This window comes from Hoylesella pleuritidis (assembly GCF_963541955.1).
Lineage (GTDB): Bacteria > Bacteroidota > Bacteroidia > Bacteroidales > Bacteroidaceae > Prevotella > Prevotella pleuritidis.
Window position 1 is genome coordinate 1 of the sequence record NZ_CAUTUT010000025.1, and the last position, 25,431, is coordinate 25,431.

Here is a 25,431-nt window from a genome sequence, read left to right on the forward strand (position 1 = left end):
TCGTATGGTCTACGATATTTTACTCTTGGTGTCGTTATCAGATTCTTCAATTCATTTTCATCTCTCTTATTGAGTGCCTTTAGCTGGTCGTCAATATTGATAAAAAGATATTCCGCAATCAGTGTTTGTACATCTTTTCCTTGTGGGTCAATCTTTCCTGTGAAAAGATAACTCTTCAGTTCTTCTGGACAGAGTAAATCAAGGAAAGTTGTTTTGAATTTTCCTTGTTCACCTGTAAGAACTAAACATGTATGATTACGACACTGCAAATCATCCATAGCATTTACAACAACCGCAACCAGCCATTTCACAAAGTAGTGTTTCCATTTATCAGGTTTTGTACCATAATACTTGTTATTGATTTTTACGGTGCAAATGAAAAAAGTGTTTCCTCTGTATCCTAAGACACTGAAGAAACACTATAAAAACACAATAATTTTGTGTGCTATTCTATTATTTGGTGGGCGGAAAGGTTTTATACAATAGGTATAGTGCCCTTCTTCTCATCATCATGAAGATGGCTTTTTATGCTTCCAACTTCCGCATCTTTAATCACTTACTTAACATGCCTTCTCCTTTCGCAACTCATCAAGATAGCGGGCGGTGATGACACCAGAGGGCAAAGCAATAACGGCTATACCGAACAGAGACGAAAGCATACTAACGAAACGACCGACATCGGTGACAGGGCACATATCGCCATAACCTACCGTGGTAAGTGTCACGGTTGCCCAATACAAAGCATCAAAGAAAGAGCGGAAGGTAGGCTGACCTGTATATGGGTTTATGTGGGGTTCGACATTGAACAGTATGAGTGCCGTTACAAAGATGTAAATCAGTGCCAATACCAAAACGGAGGACAGCACCTGACGCTCCTTGTAGAGTATGGACAGAAACAGGCGCATCTTGCTCGATATTCCAAATATCTTCAGCACCCTTGTCAGCCTCAGCAGACGCACGAAGCGGAACAGCTTGAAGGCTGGGGTGAGCAGCGTAACGGCAGGCAAGATGGACAGCAGGTCTATGATTGCCATAACAGAAAACGGATAGGTAAGGAACGCCGTCTTGCGATTGTTATTCCTAATGTCAGCCGTACCCCACCTCAGCAGGTAGTCGATGATGAACACGAGCGTAGAGCCGAGTTCCGTGTACCAAAACGCCTTGTGCGACTTCATAAACATAAGCGGCAGGAGGCTTACGAGAATGGCAAGTACCATGAACCGGTCGTAAGCCGCGCCTATCCGGTCGGTATGCGATTGTCGGTCAATAATGTCTGCAATCTTTTGTCTGTTCATATTGCTAAGTGATTTCTTCCGGACTAACGATATTGGACACGTTTGTCTAACTCGCTGGACACGTTAATCCAATTAATTGGACACATTAGTCCACCACATTGGACAAACGTGTCCAAAGTTGCATGTTATGTATCTTTCCGTAAGAACCTGTTAAGGAGCTGTCAGAGTATGTCAAGTATAGGGGGGCGAGATACCTACTTGTATCTTGCCAACCGCATCAGTGCGGAGTATTGTTCTTCATAGCGGTCGAACTCGATGGCACTGCCGTCGTAGCCCATTTCGGTAAAGGCGAGGCGGACGTCTCGTTGCTCTTCCTCGGTGATGGCGCGGCGCAGCTGCTTCACCTTGTAATAAACGTCAGCGCCGAAGCACGACATGACTTTCCATTTTGCTCCGTGCAAGTCGGCAGCGCGCACGTTGTCGTAGATGCGGGAGATGCCCCACGCGTAGCGTTCCTTGTGGTCGGGGGCATAGAGCGGACAGGGTTGCGCGCCCGTTATCACGGCCGGATTTGCCACGGCATAGCTCTCCCGCGTGTTCTTTGCGAGCATCTTGTGTGCCGCGTGCCGCAAGCATTCGTTTGCTCGCTCGCAGTTCGCTCCGCTGCAATGGGCGAAGCTGCTGCCTAATTGGTTGTATTCTTCGAGGGTCATAGTAGGTTATGATTTAATATTGGTTTACTATAAAGGAGAAAAAGATGTTGGTGCATCTTTTCACCCTTTTTGTTTTGCTGCTCTGTAATCTTTTGTTACTTGTCTTTTATTTCTCGATAGGGAAATATATCAGCGTTTCGAACAACATATATTCGGTTTCTATAATCACCTTCTGTTCCAGGAAGCCCCATTGCATTTATAACTTTGCTTCTAATTTGTCGTTCTGATTCCGCCATCTCTATATCGTATTTTTGAGTTGTTTCATTTTCATGGTCAAAATACAATATAACGCTATTAGAACTTTTATATCGCAGTGCAATAGAATCCCACCAAATTTTGTCTGTTGTGCCAAGCGAAGTTCCATATATGTAGAAGATATGTCCATCCCTTATTATATTCGCACATTCAGCATCAATATTCTCTCCTAATTCGGCATTACCTTTTGGTTTTACTATCAAATCGAGTAGGGCTTCGTCTTTTCTGAACTCTTCATTTTCTATCTGCTCTGCATTATTCACCCCAAATAGTACATAATCATTTTTAAGTGTACGGTGAATATGTCTTACACTTATATGTGAGTTTTCATTTGTATGTCCATCAAGTAACCTCTCGATTGTACTTGTGTAATTGAAGCTTATGATATTTGAATATACTTCGTCCTTTGTAATAGCATTGTTGAGAAAGTCTTGTCGTAATTTGAGGGATCTCAAGTATTGCTCTGGGCTTTCTAAGTCATGGAAGAATTTATCTTTTTCTTCTTCTGACGGAGTAGGTGATTGCTTTTCAACATTTTTGAGGTAATTGATAAGTTCTCTATTAGCGTTCCTGCAAAGATCCTTAAATAACTCTATATTAGTCTCACCTTTTGTAAATGCACCTAACGCCACTTCCAAGTCTTTCCATTTGTCCTGTCCTTCAGAAATCTTTCGCTTTATTTTAAGAAGAAATCTGTCTTTAATATCTCCAATTTCATTAGATGGGGTATCTAATGTTTTATAATATTTTAGAAAGCTGGGGTAATCGGTGGGCATACCCATTCTTAAATCAAATCCATTTCCTATAATATAAACAGCATTTGCCATACGTTTTAAGTTTTTTAATTAAACAAAATAATCGCAGCAATCCTTTCGAACTGCTGCGATTACAATACTATTTATTCTTACTTGACTTCCTCGAAGTCGGCATCTTGCACGGTGTCGTCGGGATTGCTTTCTGACTGCTGACCGCCTTGTGCTGCATCAGGACCGGGCTGTGCACCGCCTTGATACATCTGTGCACTGGCTTCCTGAACAGCAGTGTTGAGGGCTGCGGTTGCCGTGTCGATAGCTGCGATGTCGGCTGCCTTGTGGGCATCTTTCAGCTGCTGGAGGGCTGTCTCGATGGGAGCTTTCTTGTCGGCCGGTATCTTGTCGGCATTGTCCTTCAAGAAGTTCTCGGTGGTGAATATCATCGAGTCGGCTTGGTTGAGCTTGTCCACCTTCTCGCGCTCGGCCTTGTCGGCTGCGGCGTTCTGCTCGGCCTCGGCCTTCATGCGGTCGATTTCTTCCTGACTCAAGCCGCTGCTTGCTTCGATGCGTATCTTCTGTTCCTTGCCCGTGGCCTTGTCCTTTGCGCTTACGTTGAGGATACCGTTGGCATCAATGTCGAACGTTACTTCAATCTGCGGAACACCGCGACGTGCCGGTGCGATGCCTTCGAGGTTGAACTGTCCGATACTCTTATTCTGTGCAGCCATCGGACGCTCGCCCTGCAACACGTGGATGGTTACAGCCGTCTGGTTGTCCACTGCCGTGGAGAACGTTTCGCTCTTCTTGGCCGGAATGGTAGTATTAGCTTCGATGAGCTTCGTCATCACACCACCCATTGTCTCGATACCGAGTGTCAGCGGAGTTACGTCGAGCAACACGATGTCGCCCACACCGCTCTCCTTATTTAATATAGCACCTTGGATAGCTGCACCCACAGCCACTACTTCATCGGGGTTCACACCCTTGGAAGGTTCTTTGCCGAAGTAGTTTTTCACCAATGTCTGAACGGCCGGGATACGACTCGAACCGCCAACGAGGATTACTTCGTCAATGTCTGACGTAGAGAGTTTGGCGTCTTTGATGGCGTTCTGGCACGGAACGAGACAAGCCTGGATCAAAGCGTGTGCTAACTGCTCAAACTGTGCACGCGTGAGCGTCTTTACTAAGTGCTTGGGCACACCGCCCTCGGCCGAGATATACGGCAGGTTGATTTCCGTAGACGTAGTGCTTGAGAGTTCAATCTTCGCCTTTTCGGCTGCCTCTTTCAAGCGTTGCATTGCCATCGGATCTTTGCTGAGGTCGATTCCCTCATCGGCTTTGAAGCCCTGCACAAGCCAGTCGATGATTACTTGGTCGAAATCATCACCACCCAAGTGGGTATCTCCATTGGTTGAGAGCACCTCGAACACGCCGCCGCCAAACTCTAAGATAGAAATATCGAACGTACCTCCACCCAAGTCGAACACGGCAATCTTCATATCCTTGTTGGCCTTATCTACACCGTAAGCCAGAGCAGCCGCCGTAGGCTCGTTGACGATACGCTGAACGTTGAGGCCTGCAATCTGACCGGCCTCTTTGGTTGCCTGACGCTGCGAGTCGGAGAAGTATGCCGGAACGGTGATCACGGCGTCGGTTACTTCCTGTCCAAGATAGTCTTCAGCAGTCTTCTTCATCTTCTGAAGCACCATTGCAGAGATTTCCTGCGGGGTATATTTACGACCGTCGATGTCTACCCGCGGATAACCGCTTTCATTCACCACCGTAAACGGCACGCGTTCAGCCTCTTTACGACATTGCTCATAGGTCTCGCCCATAAACCGTTTGATGGAATAGACGGTGTTTTGGGGGTTGGTAATGGCCTGACGTTTGGCCGGATCGCCCACCTTGCGTTCTCCGTCTTTCACGAAACCCACGACCGACGGCGTGGTGCGTTTGCCTTCGCTGTTAGCGATTACTACCGGTTCGTTTCCTTCAAATACAGAAACGCAACTGTTTGTAGTACCTAAGTCGATTCCAATAATCTTTCCCATAATTGTATGTTTTATTTTTTGTTATTATCAATATTTATCGGCCTTGCGGTCATTTCCACCTCCGAGTGAGCCGTTTTTCGGTATAACCTGTCGCATATGCTCTATAAGCAGATGTGCCCTAACAAGACATTTTCCCTATCAATGGCAAAGGGTGTGCCAACGACTGACGTGTGACAATATGGCAGAAAACACTTTTCGTCGTACAATCTACCGTTAAAAGCCGTGCAATCGATTGTTAAACAGCCGGCGATTAAGCGTTAAACAGCGTGCGATCGACCATTAGTCAGAATCCAACTCATATCTAACAACAATTGCAATGATAAATGACGAATCGCAAATTATTCTTTATGAATTGCTGAAAACAGCCCGGTTTGAAAACTTTTCATTATCTTTGCAGCCATCACACCAATGCATCGACAATGCCGATTATTAACATCACATCCCTCGCACAGCCCGGTGTAGAAATGTTCAGCACGCTTACCGAGGCCCAACTTCGCAACCGCATCGAGCCAGACAAGGGTATTTTCATTGCCGAAAGTCCCAAGGTCATCCACGTGGCATTGGATGCCGGCTGCGAGCCTTTGGCTCTGTTGTGCGAGCAGCGGCATATAAACGGAGATGCGGCGGCGATTATCCGCAGGTGTGCCGACCTACCCGTGTATACCGGCGAGCGCTCGCTGCTGGCGTCGCTCACCGGCTATACACTTACGAGGGGTGTACTCTGTGCAATGCGCCGACCAAAAAGGCTACCGGTGGAAGACGTTTGTCGTGACGCCACCCGCATCGCAGTGATTGACGGTGTGGTCGATACCACCAATATCGGAGCTATCTTTCGCTCGGCCGCAGCACTCGGAATCGACGGTATTTTGCTCACACCCGACTCGTGCGATCCGTTAAATCGGCGTGCCGTTCGGGTGTCGATGGGGGCGGTATTCCTGATTCCTTGGACGTGGACTGACCGCCCTGTCGACAGTCTCCGGGCATTAGGCTTCCGGACGGCGGCGCTGGCTCTCACGGAGAAATCCGTCTCCATCGACGATCCGCAGCTGCGATCCGAACCCCGTCTGGCCATCATTCTTGGGACAGAGGGCGACGGACTGCCGTGTGAAACCGTGGCAGCAGCCGACTATGTGGCCCGCATTCCGATGAGCCACGGTGTAGATTCGCTCAACGTGGCAGCGGCTTCTGCAGTCGCATTCTGGCAACTTCGTAAATCATTTTAAACATTTTAAATCCTCAACGACAATGAAACAAACAAAATTTTCACTCCTTGCGGCCGTTGCCGCGCTGTGTCTCACAGCCCTGCTGACCGTGCAATGCACGCAGACCGGCAGCCAACATTTCCGTATCAAAGGACATCTGACCGATGCAAAAGACTCACTTACGATCTCCATCACAGACCTCGAAAAAGGCAGTCTATCGGCACGCGACACTACGATTGCCGTCAGCAACGGGGCTTTCGATGTGACACTGCCCGTAGACAATATCAGTTTCATACAGATTTTCAACAAGTTGTCTAATGAAAGCAACATCCCCGAAGGGCTCGCTCTCTTTGCAGTTCCCGGCGAAAAACTCACTATTGAGGGCAGTTTTTCCGATTCCTGCCGGTTCGGTGGTTCCGATTTCTATCGCCAATACAATGAAGTGATGCAGGCCATACAACCTTTCCAGCACAAGCTCGCTGCCATCGGACGCAATTACAATCAGTTAGCAGCTAAGGCAACTGTGCCCGAAGAAAAAATGGAAGAGCTGATGGAGCAAGAAAGAACGATTTCCGACCAGCGCACAAAAGCCATTCTTGCCTTTGCCAAAGCGCATCCCGACAACGAGGCTTCCATAGCTTTCCTGCTCTATCTTGATGAAGAAAGTGGACAGGAACTCATCAAAGCGCTTTCGCCAGAAATACGGAACGGCAGATTCAAAAAGCTGATTCAAACCATTACTTCTCCCAAGCGAGAGACGGAAGAAACCCAGAAAGCATCGAAACAAGAAGGTGCTACGGCGCCTGATTTCACGCTTCGCGACATCAATGGACAGTCATTCACGCTCTCATCGCTGCGCGGCAAGTATGTCATTCTCGACTTTTGGGGCTCGTGGTGCGGCTGGTGCATCAAGGGAATTCCCGCAATGAAGGAAGCATACAATAAATATAAAGGTAAGATGGAGATCGTGGGCATCGACTGTCAAGACTCTGAAGCTGACTGGAAAAAGACCGTTAAAGAGCACGCAATGCCGTGGATTCAGGTGGCAAACGGTACCGGATCCTCAGATGCTATACGTCTTTACGGTGTAGAAGGATTCCCCACCAAAGTGATTATAGACCCTGCCGGCAAGATATTGAAGGTGACAGTGGGTGAAGATCCTGCCTTTTATGACTACCTAAAAAATGTGTTGGCAAATTGATGAGTTGATAAGGAGACGAATGAACGAGCAAACGAGTGGACGAGTTGACAAGTAAACGAGTGGACAAGGGGGCAAGTTGATGAGCAGACGAGTTGACAAGTAAACAAGTAGACGCGTAAGTGAAACTTGTCTTATTCATTCTCCTTGTCCCCTTGTCTACTCGTTTACTCGTCCTCTTGTTTACTTATCCCCTCGTCTACTCATCACTTGTCAACTCGTCTACTCATTCATACAGGTGGAACATCCGTTCCATCATTTTCCATTTGTCGTCGGACGTATCGCCGGCTTTGCATTGCTGGAACACCGAAACAAAATCTTCCCACTCCTGTTGGCGCGGAAGCGTGGCCAGACGAGCCATTGCCGCATCCCAGTCGAAATCGAGCGGTGTCTCTACAATCATCATCAGACGATTGCCCGAGATGTAAAGCTCCATCTCCAAGATACCCACCGAGCGAATACCTTCATTGATTTCGCGCCAGAAATGCGCCTCATCGTGCGCTCGGCGATACTTTTTTATCAATTCGGCATCGTTTTTCAGCTCCATCGTTTGGCAATAGCGCTTCACAGGTCGGCCGTATTCCTTCACTTTGTAACCTTCTGTCATAGTCGTTTGAATATAGTTTCAGATGCAAAGTTAACAAATCCGGTACAGAGAAACGGACTTTTCGGATAGAAATGTGTAACTTTGCGGTTGCCTAATCAAAAATATTCGACGAATGAACAAACCAATATCGCTGTTGCTGGGTATCGCTGCCGGAAGTTCTGTCAGCGCACAAGCACAGCACGACAATCGGCCCAACATCATTCTCTTTTTAGTAGATGATATGGGCTGGCAGGAGACTTCCGTACCCTTTTACAAACAAAAGACACTGCTCAACGAGCGTTATCGCACGCCGAATATGGAGCGTCTGGCTCGCCAGGGAGTCAAATTCACGCAGGCGTATGCCTGTGCCATCTCGTCGCCTTCGCGTTGTAGTCTGCTCTCAGGGATGAATGCGGCTCGGCACCGAGTAACCAACTGGACGCTGAAATATAACACGCAGACAGATGCCAAAGACCCGGAAATCGTACCGCCCGACTGGAATTGCAACGGCATTCAGCCCGACACGGTGACGAGCGAGCACGACCGACATCTCACCACGCTCATTACCGCTCTGCCACAACTGCTCAAAGACAACGGTTATTACACCATCCACTGCGGCAAAGCGCACTTCGGAGCACAGACCACAACGGGTGCCGACCCGACCAGTTTCGGCTTTCAAGTGAACATTGCGGGTGGAGCTAATGGTGCACCGGCCAGTTATCTGGCACAGGAAGACTACGGGAAAGGCGATTTCCACGTATCGGGATTGGAACAATATTATGCCCGCGGCACATTTCTTACAGAAGCATTGACACTCGAAGCGCTGAAAGCCGTCGGCCAACCCATCGCGCGTCGGCAACCGTTTTTCCTCTATATGTCTCATTATGCCATACACGCGCCTTACAATCCCGACGTTCGTTTCACCAAAAATTATATGGATGCAGATGGGAAAGGAGTATATGATCCGATGTTGAAAGCGCCGCTCAACGTACAGGAAATCAATCACGCCGCTCTCATCGAAGGGATGGATAAGAGTTTAGGAGATATTATGGATTATCTGGAAGCGCGTCCGGAAGTGGCCCGCAACACCATTATCATCTTTATGTCGGATAACGGCGGACAAGCCATCAATATCCGGCAGGGGCGCATCAATTATGATCAGAACTACCCGGCACGTGCCGGTAAGGGCTCGGCTTTGGAAGGAGGAGTACACGAACCAATGTTAGTGAGTTGGCCGGGAGTGACCCGCGGCGGAACAATCAACAACAATCGCGTAATGATCGAAGACTTCTTCCCAACCATTCTCGATATGGCCGGCATCCGAAAATACCGCACTTCGCAGATCGTAGACGGACGTAGCTTTGTCGATGTCATCAAGAATCCTACCTTGAAACGCGACCGCGAGATCATCTGGCACTATCCCAATCTTTGGACAACGGGCATCAGCGAGCGCGACGGTTACGGCCCGTCATCATCGATTATGCGCGGAAACGACCACCTGATTTATTATTGGCGCACGGGCAAATGCGAACTCTACGACATCAATCAAGACATCGGCGAGGCACATAATTTAGCCATCGAACAGCCAAAACGAGCCGATCGATTGTTAAAACGCCTTTTCAAGCGTCTCAAAGAATATCGGGCTCAATTCCCGATGAGAATTAAAGGCGCGAAATAATAAATGTAGAGTTGCCGCACTTTACGCGATAACGAATAAGAAAAGACGAATTGCTTTCCATCAAAGGCAATTCGTCATTTCTGTAATTCTTCATTGCGCACAGCGCAATCATTCGTCACCCCGCATTCCACATTCGTCATTCCGCTCAGCGAACGGTCTTTCGGATGGGGTCGTTATACTGCACCTGCAATCTCAACAACTCCTTTTTCAACTTTCCGGTAATCTGCTCCGTACCCGGCTTCCCATAGAGATTGTGCAACTCTTCGGGATCGGTCTTCAAATCGTAAAGCTCCCACGCATCGATATCGTTATAGAAATGGATGAGCACATAGCGGTCGGTCTTCACGCCATAATGTCTGCAAACGGAATGTTCGGCAGGATATTCGTAGTAGTGATAATAAAGAGATTTGCGCCAGTTCTTCACTTTTTTCCCTTCGAGCAACGGAAGCATCGACACCCCTTGGATGTCTTTCGGCACTTCGACACCGGCTAAATCGAGAAAAGTCGGTGCGTAATCGATGTTCTGTACCATCTCCGTGATATCACCTTTCTTACCTCCCGGCAGATAGACTAACAACGGCGTGCGGAACGACTCTTCATACATAAAGCGCTTGTCGAACCATCCGTGCTCGCCCATATAAAATCCTTGGTCGGATGTATAGACAATCATTGTATTGTCTAAAAGCCCGTTTGCACGGAGATGGGCAATCACCCGTCCCACATTTCGGTCTATCGAGTGAATCACCCGCAGATAATCGTGCATATAACGCTGGTATTTCCACTCGGCCAAGGCCTTTCCCGAAAGCTTCATCTCCTTGAATTTGCGAATCACCGGTTCATAATGCGCATCCCATTGAGCCCGCTGCGAGGGCGTCATCCGCAGATAAGAGGCACGTCCCCACTTCTCTAATTCAGGGTCGGAATGTATCTCGTTCTCCTTGTCTGCCATCTTCAAGTCATACACCAAGTCCATATCCTTGATGATACTCATCTTTTGTTTGTCCGCAGCTTTGCGCCCGGCATAATCGTCATAGAATGTACTGGGAATAGGATAAATCTTTTCCGAATAGAGATCCAGGTCGCAGGTGTCGGGAGCCCAGACGCGATGTGGCGCCTTGTTGTGCAGTAACAGACAGAAAGGTTTGGTCTTGTCGCGTTTGTTTCCGAGCCAATCGAGCGCCAGATCTGTCACGAGATTGGTCACATAACCGCGTCTGCACAGCTGTTGTCCGTTACATTTGAAACCGGGATTATAATAATCTCCCTGCCCGATCAGGATGTCCCAATAGTTGAAACCGGTGGGATCGGATGTCAAATGCCACTTACCGATGATGGCAGTTTCATATCCCGCTTTCTGCAATAGCTTCGGAAAAGTTTGCTGGCCGCCGTCAAACGTCTTGGTATTGTCTGTAAATCCGTTGGCGTGACTGTGTTTTCCCGTCAGCATACAAGCCCGCGACGGCCCGCTGAGCGAATTTGCCACGTAGCTGTTTGTGAATCGAACACCGTGGTCGGCAATCCAATCGAGGTTGGGTGTATTGATAAATCGCTTGTCATAAGTACTGATTGTCTGATACGAGTGGTCGTCGCTCATAATGTAGACAATGTTCATCGGTCTTTTCACTTGTCCCGAATTACTCTGGGCCAACACGCCACAGACAGGGAAAGCCATTGTTATTCCTGCCAGCGAGAGGGGCAATTTTCTGTTCATTTCATCATTTGTTTAAGGTTGAGACACCCATTTTCTGCGGCTGCCTATATATTCTGCACCATTAGATACGACACAAAATTACTGAAAATGTCTATCTAAAAAGAATTTTAACAATAATTTTCGGCAATATTTACGGCAGTTATTTCCAAGACAGCCCCTACTCTTTCCCTTACCAGAAGACAATCAACTGAATATCAACGGGATATGACCCAGTAAAAGCATTGTCGCTTATCGGATTACGATTAACGATAAACCGGACCGCAATTAACAATGAAATGCACACGCATTAACCGCTAATCGTAGGTTGATTGACATCCTTTCATTTCTTGAAACATAATTACCAGAATATCAATATATTACAATTCGATTTTCCGACAATCGTTCTCTTTTTTCTTAGTAGTAGAAGGAGGACAGGGCTAGAACGCAAGATGGTTGATGATATAATCCCTGCACTCCTCCATCAACCACTTCGGTGTGCTGGTGGCTCCGCATATTCCGACTGTCCGAACACCCTGAAACCAATGCATATCGATTTCTTCTGCCCGTTCGATATGATAGCTGTTTGGGTTCACACGTTTGCATTCGCCATATAGAACTTTACCGTTCGAGCTCTTATGTCCACTGACAAAGAGTATCACTTCGTGTTTGGATGCAAAACCGGAAATATTCGGCATCCGGTTGGCTACTTGTCGGCAGATGGTGTCGAAACTCTTGAACGTGGCACCGGAAGCGATATGGCTCTGGATGTATTCGATGATTCGGTGAAACTCTTCGAGGCTTTTCGTAGTTTGAGAATAAAGATATATGTCGCGATTGAAGTCGAGATGACGTACGTCCTCAAACTTTTCAATAACGATGGCACGGCTCTCTGTCTGCCCCACAAGCCCCAAAACCTCGGCATGACCGTTCTTACCGAAGATCACGATCTGCGCTTGCGGCTTGCTGTCGAACTGCCGTTTGATACGCCGCTGCAACTGCAATACCACCGGACAAGTGGCATCGATGATCTCGATACGGTTGCGACGGGCCGTCTCATAAGTCTCGGGCGGTTCGCCGTGAGCCCGCAGCAGCACCTTTACATCGTGCAAGTCTTTCAGCTGTTCGTGATTGATAGTTACCAAGCCGCGGGCGTGCAGCCGCTCCACTTCCATCCCGTTGTGCACGATATCGCCCAAACAATAGAGCGTTTTGCCCGCAGAAAGTTCCTCTTCTGCCTTTTTGATGGCCGTGGTTACGCCGAAACAGAATCCGCTTCCGTTGTCTATCTCTATCTGAATCATTTCACGTCGATGGTTATGATGATCTTCGGCGCATCGGGATCATTGGTAATCATCAGCACGCGCGGCTTGGTTCGGACCGATTTCAAAGACTCGGCCACAGCCGTAATCTTCAATTTCGCACTCTCGCCGGGGGCCAACCGCGTCTTGTTCAGCGACACTTGCAGACCCGAAGTAAACATTTGCAGACTGCGAATTTCCAACTTCGATTTTCCCACATTCTGCAAAAGAATCTCTCCGCGTGCCTTTTTCCGATCACCGAGAGTGTTTAAATGGAGCTCGGTGGATGAGAGTTGAATCTTGGGTGCAAGTCGTTTGGCAGTTTCAGTCATCTGATTGAAACTCGGCAAAAGCACTGCCGACACATCGATTGCCTTGTTCGGGGCCACCTTATCGCCAGGAAACATACCGAGGAAGACAGTAGTTTGCGTCAGGCCGAAACCCCGAAGCCTGTGCGAATCAAGCGTAACGGTCATCACACCGGCGTGTCCGGGAGTAATGGTCGACGGTGAGACGGCAGCCGAAAGATAGTCGGGCAGGTGCATTACGACAGGTTGCACAGGTTTGATTCCATTGTTGAAGATGTGTATTTTATAGGTAGGACGCTCGCCGCGGCTCACATCATCAAACTCGATTTCATTCATATCTGTGAGCAGATTGCCGACCACATAAGGGTAAGTACCCGAATAGTCGACGACCTCTGACACGACAACGCCTCGCAAGGTCAGCATTAACGGGCGTTTGACACCTACTGCATAAACATCGATCAGCCTCTCGAAATGCCCCATCTGCTTAGCATCATAGGTCACTTTCACCTTAAACGACTCGCCACCGGGTATCGCCGCGCGGGGAAATTCTACATCGGTACAGCCGCAACCAGTGAGCACCTTGCTGATGACCAGCGGTTTACTGTCTTTATTTTTCAAATCAAACGTTACGGTGACAGGCTTTCTGAACAGCACCTGTCCGCAATCGATAAGGTCTTGTTGGGTGGTAATTCGCTGAGCCGAAACCGTCAGAGCCGATAAGGCTGACAGGAGAACGGCCGTCAAATGTCTTTTTATCATTATTCAATTTCCTTACTTTACGATTAGAATCTGTGCTGCTGCGCGTGCCGAATAGCCCGGACTGTAAGCGCATTGCACAGTGCAGATGCCTGTGGAATATTGTCCCTCGCGGTCTACATAATACTCAGTTTCGATGACATGTTTGCCTTTCGACATCCGGTCTGCATAATAATGGGTGGCATTGTCACGCGGTGTACAGTAATAACCGTTGGCATATCCGCTCAATTGAGAGGCCGGCTCGAGACACGCTGCACGCTTATCTACGATCTGAACAAAATCGTAATCGCGGTCGGCCATTATCGTGATGCGCACCGTTACCTTGTCGCCCACGCGCAGGTGAGTGCCGCCGAGAATCTCGCGGGTTACTTTAAACCCGGAGGAAGCGGCCTTGATACCGGTCGATTTCTGCATAAACTGCGCATAGACAGTCCCCCACGACGTTCCCGAAGATGTTTTCCGAGCTGTGAAAGTATGGGCTTTCTCACCACTGACAGTGGTTTTCACATAGCCCAGACCGGCCGTTTCCTTCGGTGTTTCGAGGCGTTTCCCGTCTACGGAGAGCACAGCTTGTTCTGTTTTCGATACATCCAGCTTGTCCATATTACCGTTCATAAAGGCATAAATGGCGTTGATGGTGTTGATGGTGGTACCCCAACTCTGTGTCCGCTTAGACTGCAACAGCCAGCGTTGCATCTCTTCCACGGTCTTGACATCGGTAGGTTCGATGAGCCTGATGGCCTCAATGGCTGCCACCTCTGTGGGTATTCGATAGTCGAACCAACTGTAATAAGCCTTCGGTGTATCAAAATAACGTCCCATTTCAGGTGTATAAACCGTGTATTCCCGTATGCTTTGGAGGAACTCCTTAGCCTTTTGGCGATAGCCGTTCTTGCCTAAGATGACTGCCGAAATGGCTTTCCCGTAAATCGTGAAAGCATTGATCTGCTTGACCAAACGACTCATCAGATAAGCCTTGTCGGCCGAAGCGGAGGCCGAAAGCGATGAGTCGGCCAAAGCACAAAGATAAAGATAATGTACGGCAGACTCGCTTGGACGTACGCCTTGGATGCCTCGGGCCTCCTCTTTTTTCATCGACCGTACTTCACGATGAATCTCTTTACCCATAAACTTGAATGCGGATGTCAGCATTCGGGATGTTTCCGCCTGTTTGCCGATCATCGCGTTAAGGCGTGAAAGCATCTCGGTGACGATGAGTGTCACATAAAGACTGCCTTTCATCTTCGGATACCAGCTCCACGATCCGTTGCTTAATTGCAGGTCGGAGAGTTTGTTGAGATGTGTGGATAATTTGTTGTTGAGCATCGTTTCATCGAAGAAATTACCCAACAAGCGCTTTTGTTCGGCTTCCTTTTCGGCCTCTCCGATCCACGGAGTTTCGTTCAGCACGAGCGATTTCAACGCTTCATTCTTTTGAAGAGCGCTCATCAGAGAGGTCTCCTTGCCGCTCTCGCGCCGCCAAAGTTCAAAAGTCTGTTTGGCCTGCGGCGCTGCTTTCAACAGAGACGACGCCAATTTATCTACATAATAGACCGAAGCGAGACTGATGGCATCACCATTCGAGATGTTGCCTACATAGGGAAGCGCCTGGATCATCAGCCAAACGGGATTCTCGGTGTATTCGATCGTAAGCCGGTTCCGCTCGTTGCGCACGGGGAACAGCTTGTCGAGATCAATCATTTGAGTACCGGGTGTATGTTGAGTGAATGCTACCGTGTTGGTAACCGGCTCCTTATCGGGCAGAATCGGTAGATAATGCTGCTCACCGTCTGCATATCCCCGTCCTGTGGCCGTTACCTTACAAATGAGCAGAGAGCCCGCCAACGAAGCGAGTTTGGAACCTTCTGTCAGTTCCAAGTCGAACGAGACGGCCTGCGTTTCGTTGCCTTTCACGGTGTATGTACAACTCTTCGTGTAGACAAGTCGGTTGGTTTCGGGTTCGATCAGCTCCATCCGGGCCGTTCCGCCGATGTTTTTGGCCGTGGTGTTCATCACTCGCGCCGTTACCGTAGCTTTATCTCCCGAGCGCACAAAGCGCGGAATGTTGGGCTGGATCATTATGTCTTTCTTGGCCACAGCTTCTCCTTCGAGCATCCCGTGACGCATATCGGCAGCGTGTGCAAGACCGATGAAACGCCACGTCGTAATACTCTCGGGCAGCGTAAACTTCATTGTCACCGTGCCGTCGGCCTCCGTCGAGAGAGCGGGAAAGAAGAAAGCGGTCTCGTTGAAATTCTCACGCACCTGGTCGGAAGAGCCTTGTTGCGGTGTTTCTTGCGATTCACGGGCAGCCACATCGGCCATAGGGACAGCTTCGTTGGTTTTCATCATCTCTTTTTTTGCCTCCATTGCCCGCGTGAGTTTTGCTGATTTGAACGACATTGCACCTACGGATTTTGTGAGTGCATAGCCTGCTTCAAATTCATACTCCACTCCGAATCCTCCTAAATAGCGGAACATCAATCGGTCAAAATGACTGAATGCGAGCGGTCTGGAAGCTCTCCACGGATATTTTTCACGGCCGTACTTCCAGAGTCCTTCGCTTTCATACCTCACCCAAGATAAACTCGGAATATTCAAATTCAATGAAGGTGAGAAACTCCAACGATGGTTCAGTATCTGATCGAGAGACTTGTCGTAGAGTGTTGCCATCAATTGTGCCGTGGCAGGACGGCCGTCCGGACGAGTAATTTGCAGTGTCCACTCTTCCTTCTGCCCCGGTGTGAGGCGATCGCGGAATGTCTTCCACGTCACATTGAGCCGCAGATCAGGCAGCGGGCGACGGATAGAGGTCGTGTGGGTGTACATTGTTCCGTCTTTCACCCACGCATAAGTAACGGTGATTCCATCGCCATAGGCGTCCTTGTATGTAAACTGTCGGGTGTTCAGCGCACGGTCTTGATTGATGGCTCCGCTCTCAATCACGCTGTCTCCCGATGCGATCGAATAAAGGATATGCTGCCCGGGATCGGAAGAGCCCACTTGAATGAAGACCGGTTTACCGTCGGCAGGGAACACGTTTGCCGTCTGATAAAACCAGTCGTGTGTCTCCACGGCGGGCTGTTTGTCATTGAGACTGAACACTGTCAATTTATTTCTCACAGTATCCGTGCCACAAATGGCCTGCATCTGATAACTACCTGACTTCCAATCCGCGATATTCAGTGTGATGGGTGTGTTGGAACGGGCTGTCCGAAGGGTCTTGTTGCCGTCGAAAGAATAGCTGACAGTTGCATCGAGAGGCTCACCCGCATTGTTCAGATAATCGAATCTGAGTGTCAGTGTGCTGTCTTTCTCTATCTGCAAAGGCATCTTGCAGAAGAAAGCCGTGGGTTTGCGCCCCAGCGGGAGACCCATTTCTCCCGTTCGTGTTTCACCACTTTTGTCGGTGACCGCGGCTGAAACGGTATAGGTATAAAAGCCGATTGAAGGGTCGTTTTCGTCTTCGGGCAGCACGAGCGGTATCGTCACAGGGAAGTTTCCTTTGCTGTCTGTTACGGCAGAAGCCTGAAAGACTTCCCGCTCTCCGTAACGTCCAGATCCCCACCAGCACCAAAAGGCGATGCGGCGGGTAACGGTGTAGCGCACCGCCGCACCCTGAACGGGGACGCCGGCAAAGCTCTTAGCGCTGCCGTTGACCACGAGCGTGTCGCCGATGGTATATTTCCGGTCTACTTTGGGGAACTCCACTTGAAACGTGGGGCGTTTATATTCCTCAACAGAGAACGAGGTATAGCCCCCTTGCCCGGCATCCGTGCGAATGGAGAAACGCCCGCTCAGCCCGTTTGTCGGCAGTTGGAAGTCTACTGATACCGTGCCCATCGCATCGGTAACGGCGGTCTTTTCCGCCACCGTTTTGTGGTTGGCATCAAGCAATGTGAACTTCAATTCCCGCCCGTTAACGGCTCTCGGTGTCTTGCCGTCCTGATTCTGATGGGCAATTCCGCCCACGTGGATTGTCTGACCGGGGCGATAAATCGACCGATCGGTGAAAAGATCCACGACCAGACCGCGGTAATTGTAGTCGGAATAGATGTAATAACCATTCAATTCCACCTGCTGGAAGCCTCGGTCTGCACGTGTATGAACAAACGCATTGATATCGTCTCTCGAGTCATCCGGTTCCGTAAGGATGTATTCTCCGTTGGAGTCGCAGGTCAGATTCAATGTTTTGGTGCCCTTTTCCGTGTAATAGGTCAATTTGATCTGGGCCCCGCCGACGGATTGCCCACTGGTTCTGTCCACCACGGCTAAGCGCATTTGCCCACCGGGCAGCTTCTGCGTGAGCAGATACAGACCGCTGACGTAAACCAGAGAGCGTTGTACTTGAATCTTGGGATTGTTCGTGGCGAATTCCAGCATATAGACACCTGCGGGAAGACCGGGGGCAACAATCGAGTCGTTTACCCGTTGATAATCGGGTAATCCTGTGAAAGTGCGTGTCTGTGTCATATCGGAGAGCAGCTTCATTCGGCTTTTCAGACGCTTGTAAATCTTGCTGTCCATCGGGTCTTCGTCATACTCCCCCGTTACATTCACACGCCATATACGCATCGTGATGGACGAAATATTGCGCACATTCACCAAATTGATGGTGAAAGGACGCCCCGCATCAAGCTGGCTTTTGTCTATCTCAAACTGATAATAAGGCTCGATCAGTTCCGTCAGATGGTTGCGAAGACTTTCTATCCGGGGCCACTTCTCCCATTTGTTCAATGCCGAACGAAGATAATCCACCCTTTCTTTGTCGGTCGTCTGCGGTATGCTGTGCATCAGGTCATAGCGCAGCACGGCCAGTTCTCCCGCTTCCGGAACGCCCTGATAGGCATTCAGTAGCGAGTCAACCCTATGAAGCAAGTGTATCTTACGTTGCGTTCGCATATCGTATATGCCCTCTTTGCGTATTATTTCGGTTGCACAGATGCAGGCCGCAGCCCGATTTCCGTGCGTGGAATAATAGTCATAGAGTGTCTGAATACGACCGGCTCCAAGACCGATTACGTGCAACAGGTCGTTGTTGAAGATCTTGCTGTCCGCACCCTGGACGATAGTGGGCGTGTAATCGCCGGCCGAACACCGGGCCAACCTGTCGGGATCGCGCAATGCCGCATCGAAATACGCTTCGCTCCGAGCCGCATCATCCTTGCCCAACTGCGAAGACCTGCGATAGATTCTCCCGAGAATCGTCTGGTAAATAGCCCGTAACGGCCACTGATGATCCGTCAGTCGGGCCTCTTCTTCTTGCAGTCTTTGAATCTCTCCGGGCAATGAATCGGGAGCAATGAAGACTTGCAGTCCTACCGCCATTAGCCGGGCTTTCAGCAGATTGCCATAGTTTTGTTCGGCCGAAGCCTTGGAAACAATCTGCTGTAAGATGCTGATCTGCGTCTTGGGCAGGTCTTTTTCGCCAGCCGCCTGCACCTGCTTCCACAGCGTTGTGTAGTCATCTGCCGCGGCCCGCAGCGGAGTCAGCAACAAGATAGCCATAAAGGATATGATCAACTTCTTCATATATCAACTTGCCTCTATACATATTTATATCATTGCAAAAGTAAAGAATTTCCCGCACTTGCCCAAATCTATTTATCATTTATTGACAGACGACGAGGCAAAGTAGGCGAAGCAAAACACAAAATATGAACGAACTTTTGACATTTCATACACAAAAAATGAACGAAAGGAGAAAAACGAGAGACCAAAGTAAAGTTCTCGGAAAGCGGAACAAGCATATTTTTACGGGCAATTGCGCCGTTTCTCAGTTTTTATTTTTATCTTTGCTCGCTCATTATAACACAAAAAACGAAAACAAAATATGGAAATCGGAGATAAGGCTCCCGACATTTTGGGATGCGACGAGAACGGAAAAGAAATACGATTGGCCGACTTTGCCGGACAGAAATTGGTGCTTTACTTCTACCCGAAAGATAATACTTCGGGCTGCACGACCGAAGCTTGCAACCTGCGTGACAACTATTCGGAGTTGCGCAAACAGGGATATGCCGTGGTGGGCGTGAGCATCGACGACGAGAAATCGCACCATAAGTTCATCGATAAAAACCAACTGCCCTTCCCACTTATCGCCGACACCGGCAAGAAGTTGGTAGAACAGTTCGGCGTTTGGGGTGAGAAGAGTATGTACGGCCGCAAATATTTCGGTACGTTCCGCACCACTTTCATCATCGACGAGCAGGGTGTCATCGAGCGAATCATCACGCCCAAGCAGATCAAGGTGAAAGAACACGCTGCCCAAATACTCAAAGGCTGATGGTGTTTCAGACGGAAATAACGCTCACCCCGCGGCCGCAAGGATTTCATCTGATAACGGGCGACATTATGAGTCAACTTCCTGCGCTGCCTCGGACGGGCGTGTTAAGCCTCTTCATCAAGCATACCGATTGTGCACTTTCACTCAACGAGAATGCCGATCCTGCTGTGCACAACGACGGAGAAACGGTTTCGAGCAGACAGACTCCAGATGATATGCCGCAAGTTCGGCATACGACCGAAAACAGAAGCGATGTGTCTGCACACGTCAAGTACCCCACGACGAGCGCCGGTTTGAGCATTCCCATCACTTGCGGACATCTGAATCTGGGCCTTTTCCAGGGTATTTATCTCTGTGAATTGCAACATCACGGAAGCGCAAGACATCTTATTGCCACAATTATCGGCGAATAATCGGCGAGAGAGAGACTTTCGAGAATCGGCGTTTTTGTATCTTGCCGTATATCAGTGTGATGTAGAACATATTACGACCTATAGCTGATCGGTTTGCCAAAGACGGCGATCGTGTACCGCAGAATGGTATATAGCCGGCGAGATCGTATAAACGGGCATTTGTCTTATTCATTTCCGTATTTGTTTTTAGGTGCGTTGCGTGTCAGTGAATTGTGCTGCAAAGGTACGACATACAAATTCAAATTCCAACTCGCAGTGCGATACAAAATAAGATAGCCTTCGATGCGTTGTGTGCAACAGTCGCTCTACGCGCGCGAAACGGTCCGTCTTTCTTGCAGGCGGATACCAACATCCGCCCCGGAAGATGCTTCCGGACTTCACTTTCATTAACACTCAATCCGCAAGGAAAAAAGAAAAAGACAACAACAACACTCGTCTCAAAAACCTTTTGATCAATTATAATCTATTTATCTATATTTATTAGGACCTTGAAACAAACTGATAATCAATGAATTACAATGTCAAATAAACCTAAAAGGGAACATCTTGGCGACAAATCGGGAACTTTTCTACGACAAATGGGGAACATTGCTGCGACAAACAGGGAACATATTTTGCCCCGTTACGACAACTCGGGAACTTGTAAAGATTTGTAACAATTAGTTAATTCGCGACACTTTTTCATTCCATTGACCAAGATTCTGCCGCTCATTAACGCTTATCCGTACGCCAAACAGCGGTTATTCGCAATGCGAAAAGCCGTTTTTCGTCGTCCGATTAACGGCTTTTCAGACAGACAAAAATTTTCTATCGGGAATAAACGGAGAACCAGTTGGAATTCCGATAAAATCTGCTTACCTTTGCAGTGGTACACAAGACAAGCAAGACAGATATTTTGCGGCAAGAATGAAGATATTTAAAGCGATAGGAGAAACGTATATATGAAACCACAATCGGAGGCTGACAATATGCTAAAAAATGTCCACGGAAAGGTTGGGCGATACGATTTTTTAGCAGAACCGTTCCATTGCGACTTTTCCAATCGCCTCTTTATGGGACATTTGGGCAACCATTTGCTCAATGCGGCCGACTTCCATTCCAACGAGAGAGACTTCGGAATGCACTATCTCAATACGATTCATCGCACGTGGGTATTGTCGAGATTGGTCATTGAAATGACTGAGATGCCTGTGGCTTACACCAAGTTTGCTGTTGAAACGTGGGTAGAGGGTGCGCTGCGATTCTTTACCCATCGCGATTTCAAAGTAGAAGATGCCCTCACCGGACAGATTTTCGGTTACGGGCGCAGCGTTTGGGCGATGATAGACACCGACACCCGTCAGCCTGTCGACCTCCTGAAAGTGCACGACGGACGTATTTTGAAGTATGTTGATACGAATAAAACGTGCCCCATCAATCCTCCGTCGCGTGTCAAAATGACTGCTGCGGCCGAGTTTGTCCGCACCATCGACACGGGCTATAGCGACGTGGATGTCAACGGACACATCAACAGCGTGAAGTATATCGAGCATATTCTCGACCTATGGAAACTTGACCGGTATCGCGAACAACAAATCCGGCGGTTCGAAATAGCTTATGTAGCCGAGGGACACGGCGGCGATCGGCTGAGCTTCTATCGTGAAGAGACAACCCCGGACGAATATTGCGTGCGGGTGATGAAAATCGAACCGAACGGCGGAGAGCCACTGGAAGTATGCCGAAGCAAAGTGCAATTCGCAGAGAAGAACGCTCCCACAGAGGCCGAGTAGCCCACCCCGGAGCGCAAAATTTGGCAGAATGAATTATTTTTCGTACCTTTGTGCCCGATAAGTAAAAGGATAACGCATTTCTGTTGTTTTGAAAAGGTTGTCTTTCGTATATCTAACGGGACTGAGACTATCGGGCCGATTCGTTCTCATAAGACCATAGTCGCGAGTATATAGTGTTTTAAGGATACTCAGGTTCCATAAAAAATAAATTATGGAGAGAATATTAAGAGTTGTATTTTTAATCTTTACAATTTTATTGTTCAATCCCGGTTCGGTGTTTGCCGACAATAACGGAGCGAACGAAACGAACTCAGACAAAGTGGATTGGAATCCGGTGATGGACGCAATCATCAAGGTGGAAAGCAACGGAAACAGCCGCGCCACCAACGGGAAATCAGTGGGAGCGATGCAAATCACCCCAGTTTTGGTTGCAGAATGCAATCAGATTCTCAGAAAAAGAAAGTCGAAAAAGCGGTTCAATCTGTCCGATCGATTCAGTATAGCTAAATCAAAGGAAATGTTTTTGCTGATTCAGTCGATACATAACCCGCTGAACGACATAGAAAAAGCAATCCGAGCGTGGAACGGCGGACTGAATTACAGCGTGAAGCGGACACAAAGATACTTCGAGAAAGTAATGAAAGCGCTTGGCGCTGCGGTATAAGTTCCCAAAACAAAGAAATCCGGTTGTCGTCGCATTTGATGCGAGCAGCAGCCGGATTTCTCATTTCCAAGAGTTTAGGAATAACAGAATAGCCGTCTTATTTTTCCTTGATTTCTCTATCTGTTTTAACTCCTAAAAAAATAAAAAATCGTTGTCAGACTCCGACTTTTGCATTATCTTTGCTGTCAGAACAAATAAAAAAAGACAGAAGATGGAGACTTGGATTATCATTTTAATCGTTGTGGTTTTACTGTTTGTGTGGATGATCGCCATTTATAACAGTTTAGTAAAACTCAGAAACAACCGAGAGAACGCATTTGCTAACATCGATGTGCAGCTCAAACAGCGTCACGACCTCATTCCGCAGCTTGTGGCTACGGTCAAAGGTTATGCCGATCACGAAAAGGAAGTCTTCCAACGGGTGACCGAAGCACGTGCAGCAGCGATGAATGCAACAGGGATCAATGACAAAGTACAGACCGAAAATGCTCTGACAAGCGCCTTGGCCGGTCTGCGGGTATCGTTAGAGGCTTATCCGGAGTTGAAAGCCAACCAGAACTTTTTGCAATTACAAAACGAGATTTCGGATATAGAGAACAAACTGGCAGCCGTTCGTCGTTTCTTCAATTCGGCCACGCGAGAATTCAACAATGCCGTGCAGACATTCCCGTCGAATATTCTTGCCAATATGTTCGGCTTCCACACAGAGCCGATGTTCGATATTCCCAAAGACGAACGGGCTGCTTTTGACAAGGCTCCCGAAGTAAAATTCTGAGCGGATGAGATACGTCGGGATGCAGACCCAGATACAGCGCAACAATCAGCTCAGCCTATTGTTGCTGCTGTTGTTCCCTTTGATCATACTGGCTACGGTGTGGGCATTCCTCGCTTTGGTCGATCTCGCAGGCGTGTCATATTACGATGAGCTCGGCGAACCTGTTCACGAACTGAACGTGCAGGTCGTAAACGACTACTTTCTGGGTGCCCTTCCTTGGATAATCGGCGGTGTACTGCTATGGTTTGCCATTGCTTTCTTCACCAATACGGCAATGATTCGGCAGGCTACCGGTGCCCGACCGCTGTCGCGAAAGGAGAATCCGCGCGTCTATAACATCGTTGAAAACCTCTGTATGACGTGCAATATGGATATGCCCAAAATCAATATCGTTGACGATCCACAACTGAATGCTTTCGCAAGCGGCATCGATAAGAACAGCTATACGGTGACCGTGACCACCGGTTTGCTTGATTTGCTCACCGATGAAGAACTTGCCGGTGTCCTCGGACACGAACTTACGCACATCCGCAATCACGATACACGCCTGCTCATCACCAGCATTATCTTCGTGGGAATCGTCTCAACGGTAATGGGATTGGTCGTTCGCATCTTATACAATATGTTTCTTTTCGGCGGCAGCAGTCGCCGGTCGGACAGCAAATCGGGCGGTAACGGAGCCGGAATCATCGTTGTAATAGCCATCGGAGCAGTGTGTTGCGCCGTGGCTTACTTCTTCACGCTGATCACCCGCTTTGCCATTTCCCGCCGTCGGGAGTATATGGCCGATGCGGGCGGTGCCGAACTGTGCGGAAATCCGCTGGCTTTAGCCTCGGCATTGAGAAAGATTTCGGGCAATCCCGGCCTCGATAAGGTAGGTCGCGAAGATGTAGCACAACTCTTCATCATTCATCCCGACGAAATGTCTACCGGTTTGTTAGGCTTTATGGATTCGCTTTTCAGCACGCATCCCGATACCGAACACAGAATCGAAATATTGGAACAGTTTTAGATGAAAGTATTTAAAATCAGTTTACTGACCGCTTTGACAATGTGGATAAACAGTGCTTCGGCCCAACAGTCACAAACCACATCACACTATCGAGAACGTATTGCCGACTTCGCTGCTATGCGCAAGATCGACAGTACCGATGTGGTGATGTTGGGAAACAGTCTCACCGAGTTCGGCGGCGACTGGAATCGGCTGCTGCGTTGGCGCCGAGTACGCAATCGCGGCATCTCCGGAGACGATGCAACGGGCATTCTTCACCGCCTCGGACAAATACTCCCGGGGAAGCCGAAAGCCATTTTCTTAATGGTGGGAATCAATGACCTGAGTCACGATCTCACCCCCGTGCAGGTCTTTGACTTGTGCAAGCAGGTGATCAACAAGATTCAACGAGATGCCTCTCACACGCGTCTCTACGTACAAAGTCTGCTACCCATCAACGAGACTTACGGAAAATGGAAAACATTAGAAGGCAAGACAGATGATGTTCCCAAGATAAACCGCCTGCTGCAAGCCTATTGTCAGCGGCAGGGAATCACGTTCATCGACCTGTTCAACAAGTTCGTGCGCCACGGAACCAATGAGTTACGCCGAGATATGTCCGTAGACGGACTCCACCTTTCGCCTTTCGGATACAAGGTTTGGGCATTTGAACTTCGAAAATACTTAACGAATGGATAAACGAAAAGTGCAGACCTAAGTCTGCACTTGATTGGTTGCGGAGGCAGGACTCGAACATGCGACCTCCAGGTTATGAGCCTGGCGAGCTACCAACTGCTCCACTCCGCGATGT

The 25,431-nt window shown here is 48.6% G+C and carries 21 protein-coding genes, 1 tRNA gene and 1 pseudogene; 10 read left to right on the forward strand and 13 right to left on the reverse strand.

From position 1 onward, the window contains the following. The 5 genes and pseudogenes from RWY97_RS09450 to dnaK form a co-directional block, all read right to left on the reverse strand. Nucleotides 1-338 (reverse strand): annotated as a pseudogene (locus RWY97_RS09450) (VapE domain-containing protein); the annotation flags it as partial. A gap of 222 nt (nt 339-560) precedes the next feature. Further along, nucleotides 561-1,295 (reverse strand): ion transporter, encoded by a 735-nt coding sequence (locus tag RWY97_RS09455; RefSeq protein ID WP_315566849.1) that lies wholly within the window; start codon nt 1,293-1,295, stop codon nt 561-563. Nucleotides 1,296-1,489: 194 nt separating this feature from the next. Then, the gene (locus RWY97_RS09460; protein ID WP_315566851.1) at nt 1,490-1,948 is read right to left on the reverse strand and encodes a DUF6078 family protein; all 459 of its coding nucleotides are present in this window, start codon (nt 1,946-1,948) and stop codon (nt 1,490-1,492) included. Nucleotides 1,949-2,043: 95 nt separating this feature from the next. Then, on the reverse strand, nt 2,044-3,030 hold the full coding sequence (locus tag RWY97_RS09465; protein ID WP_315566853.1) for a bacteriophage abortive infection AbiH family protein: 987 nt from the start codon (nt 3,028-3,030) through the stop codon (nt 2,044-2,046). A gap of 77 nt (nt 3,031-3,107) precedes the next feature. Beyond that, nucleotides 3,108-5,006, reverse strand: a complete 1,899-nt coding sequence (gene dnaK, locus RWY97_RS09470; protein WP_315566855.1) for a molecular chaperone DnaK — start codon at nt 5,004-5,006, stop codon at nt 3,108-3,110. Between the two features lie 419 nt (nt 5,007-5,425). Here dnaK and RWY97_RS09475 point away from each other — a divergent pair, with 419 nt between their 5' ends. Next, on the forward strand, nt 5,426-6,229 hold the full coding sequence (locus tag RWY97_RS09475) for a TrmH family RNA methyltransferase (protein ID WP_315566874.1): 804 nt from the start codon (nt 5,426-5,428) through the stop codon (nt 6,227-6,229). A gap of 22 nt (nt 6,230-6,251) precedes the next feature. Next, nucleotides 6,252-7,409: a TlpA family protein disulfide reductase gene (locus tag RWY97_RS09480; protein WP_315566856.1), complete on the forward strand. Its 1,158-nt coding sequence runs from the start codon at nt 6,252-6,254 to the stop codon at nt 7,407-7,409. 223 nt (nt 7,410-7,632) lie between these two features. Here RWY97_RS09480 and RWY97_RS09485 read toward each other — a convergent pair whose 3' ends face one another. Further along, complete coding sequence (locus RWY97_RS09485; protein WP_021583160.1) at nt 7,633-8,013, reverse strand: L-rhamnose mutarotase; 381 nt, start codon at nt 8,011-8,013, stop codon at nt 7,633-7,635. Nucleotides 8,014-8,125: 112 nt separating this feature from the next. Between RWY97_RS09485 and RWY97_RS09490 the strand changes: the two genes are divergently transcribed. Next, nucleotides 8,126-9,670, forward strand: a complete 1,545-nt coding sequence (locus RWY97_RS09490) for a sulfatase (protein ID WP_315566858.1) — start codon at nt 8,126-8,128, stop codon at nt 9,668-9,670. 145 nt (nt 9,671-9,815) lie between these two features. Here the strand turns inward: RWY97_RS09490 and RWY97_RS09495 are convergent, their stop codons facing one another. From RWY97_RS09495 to RWY97_RS09510, 4 genes are all read right to left on the reverse strand, one after another. Further along, nucleotides 9,816-11,342 (reverse strand): sulfatase family protein, encoded by a 1,527-nt coding sequence (locus RWY97_RS09495; protein WP_315566876.1) that lies wholly within the window; start codon nt 11,340-11,342, stop codon nt 9,816-9,818. 455 nt (nt 11,343-11,797) lie between these two features. Further along, on the reverse strand, nt 11,798-12,661 hold the full coding sequence (locus RWY97_RS09500; RefSeq protein ID WP_021583278.1) for a 4-hydroxy-3-methylbut-2-enyl diphosphate reductase: 864 nt from the start codon (nt 12,659-12,661) through the stop codon (nt 11,798-11,800). After that, on the reverse strand, nt 12,658-13,725 hold the full coding sequence (locus RWY97_RS09505) for a DUF1573 domain-containing protein (RefSeq protein ID WP_315566859.1): 1,068 nt from the start codon (nt 13,723-13,725) through the stop codon (nt 12,658-12,660). Before RWY97_RS09505 ends, RWY97_RS09500 begins: the two co-directional genes overlap by 4 nt. 12 nt (nt 13,726-13,737) lie before the next feature. Beyond that, a complete protein-coding gene (locus RWY97_RS09510; protein ID WP_315566861.1) occupies nt 13,738-19,254 on the reverse strand; it encodes an alpha-2-macroglobulin family protein in 5,517 nt (1,838 codons plus the stop codon). A gap of 301 nt (nt 19,255-19,555) precedes the next feature. Here RWY97_RS09510 and bcp point away from each other — a divergent pair, with 301 nt between their 5' ends. Both bcp and RWY97_RS09520 read left to right on the forward strand, forming a co-directional pair. Continuing rightward, on the forward strand, nt 19,556-20,008 hold the full coding sequence (gene bcp / locus RWY97_RS09515; RefSeq protein ID WP_021583227.1) for a thioredoxin-dependent thiol peroxidase: 453 nt from the start codon (nt 19,556-19,558) through the stop codon (nt 20,006-20,008). Beyond that, nucleotides 20,008-20,421, forward strand: a complete 414-nt coding sequence (locus RWY97_RS09520; protein WP_315566863.1) for a secondary thiamine-phosphate synthase enzyme YjbQ — start codon at nt 20,008-20,010, stop codon at nt 20,419-20,421. The genes bcp and RWY97_RS09520 overlap by 1 nt, the downstream gene beginning before the upstream one ends. Here the strand turns inward: RWY97_RS09520 and RWY97_RS09525 are convergent. After that, nucleotides 20,408-20,593 carry a hypothetical protein gene (locus RWY97_RS09525; protein ID WP_021583371.1) on the reverse strand — a complete coding sequence of 62 codons (186 nt, stop codon included), beginning with the start codon at nt 20,591-20,593 and terminating at the stop codon, nt 20,408-20,410. The genes RWY97_RS09520 and RWY97_RS09525 overlap by 14 nt on opposite strands. A gap of 14 nt (nt 20,594-20,607) precedes the next feature. Next, nucleotides 20,608-20,808, reverse strand: a complete 201-nt coding sequence (locus tag RWY97_RS09530) for a hypothetical protein (protein WP_315566867.1) — start codon at nt 20,806-20,808, stop codon at nt 20,608-20,610. Nucleotides 20,809-21,362: 554 nt separating this feature from the next. On the opposite strand from RWY97_RS09530, the gene RWY97_RS09535 reads away from it, so the two are divergent. From RWY97_RS09535 to RWY97_RS09555, 5 genes are all read left to right on the forward strand, one after another. After that, a complete protein-coding gene (locus tag RWY97_RS09535; RefSeq protein WP_315566869.1) occupies nt 21,363-22,190 on the forward strand; it encodes an acyl-[acyl-carrier-protein] thioesterase in 828 nt (275 codons plus the stop codon). A gap of 211 nt (nt 22,191-22,401) precedes the next feature. Then, nucleotides 22,402-22,854 (forward strand): lytic transglycosylase domain-containing protein, encoded by a 453-nt coding sequence (locus RWY97_RS09540; RefSeq protein WP_024992196.1) that lies wholly within the window; start codon nt 22,402-22,404, stop codon nt 22,852-22,854. A 211-nt stretch (nt 22,855-23,065) separates the two neighbouring features. Continuing rightward, nucleotides 23,066-23,629 (forward strand): LemA family protein, encoded by a 564-nt coding sequence (locus tag RWY97_RS09545; protein ID WP_315566870.1) that lies wholly within the window; start codon nt 23,066-23,068, stop codon nt 23,627-23,629. Between the two features lie 4 nt (nt 23,630-23,633). Then, a complete protein-coding gene (locus RWY97_RS09550; protein ID WP_315566872.1) occupies nt 23,634-24,641 on the forward strand; it encodes a M48 family metallopeptidase in 1,008 nt (335 codons plus the stop codon). Next, nucleotides 24,642-25,319 (forward strand): GDSL-type esterase/lipase family protein, encoded by a 678-nt coding sequence (locus RWY97_RS09555; protein WP_315566873.1) that lies wholly within the window; start codon nt 24,642-24,644, stop codon nt 25,317-25,319. Nucleotides 25,320-25,351: 32 nt separating this feature from the next. Here RWY97_RS09555 and RWY97_RS09560 read toward each other — a convergent pair. Further along, nucleotides 25,352-25,427 (reverse strand) — tRNA-Met (locus RWY97_RS09560). Between the last annotated feature and the right edge of the window lie 4 nt (nt 25,428-25,431).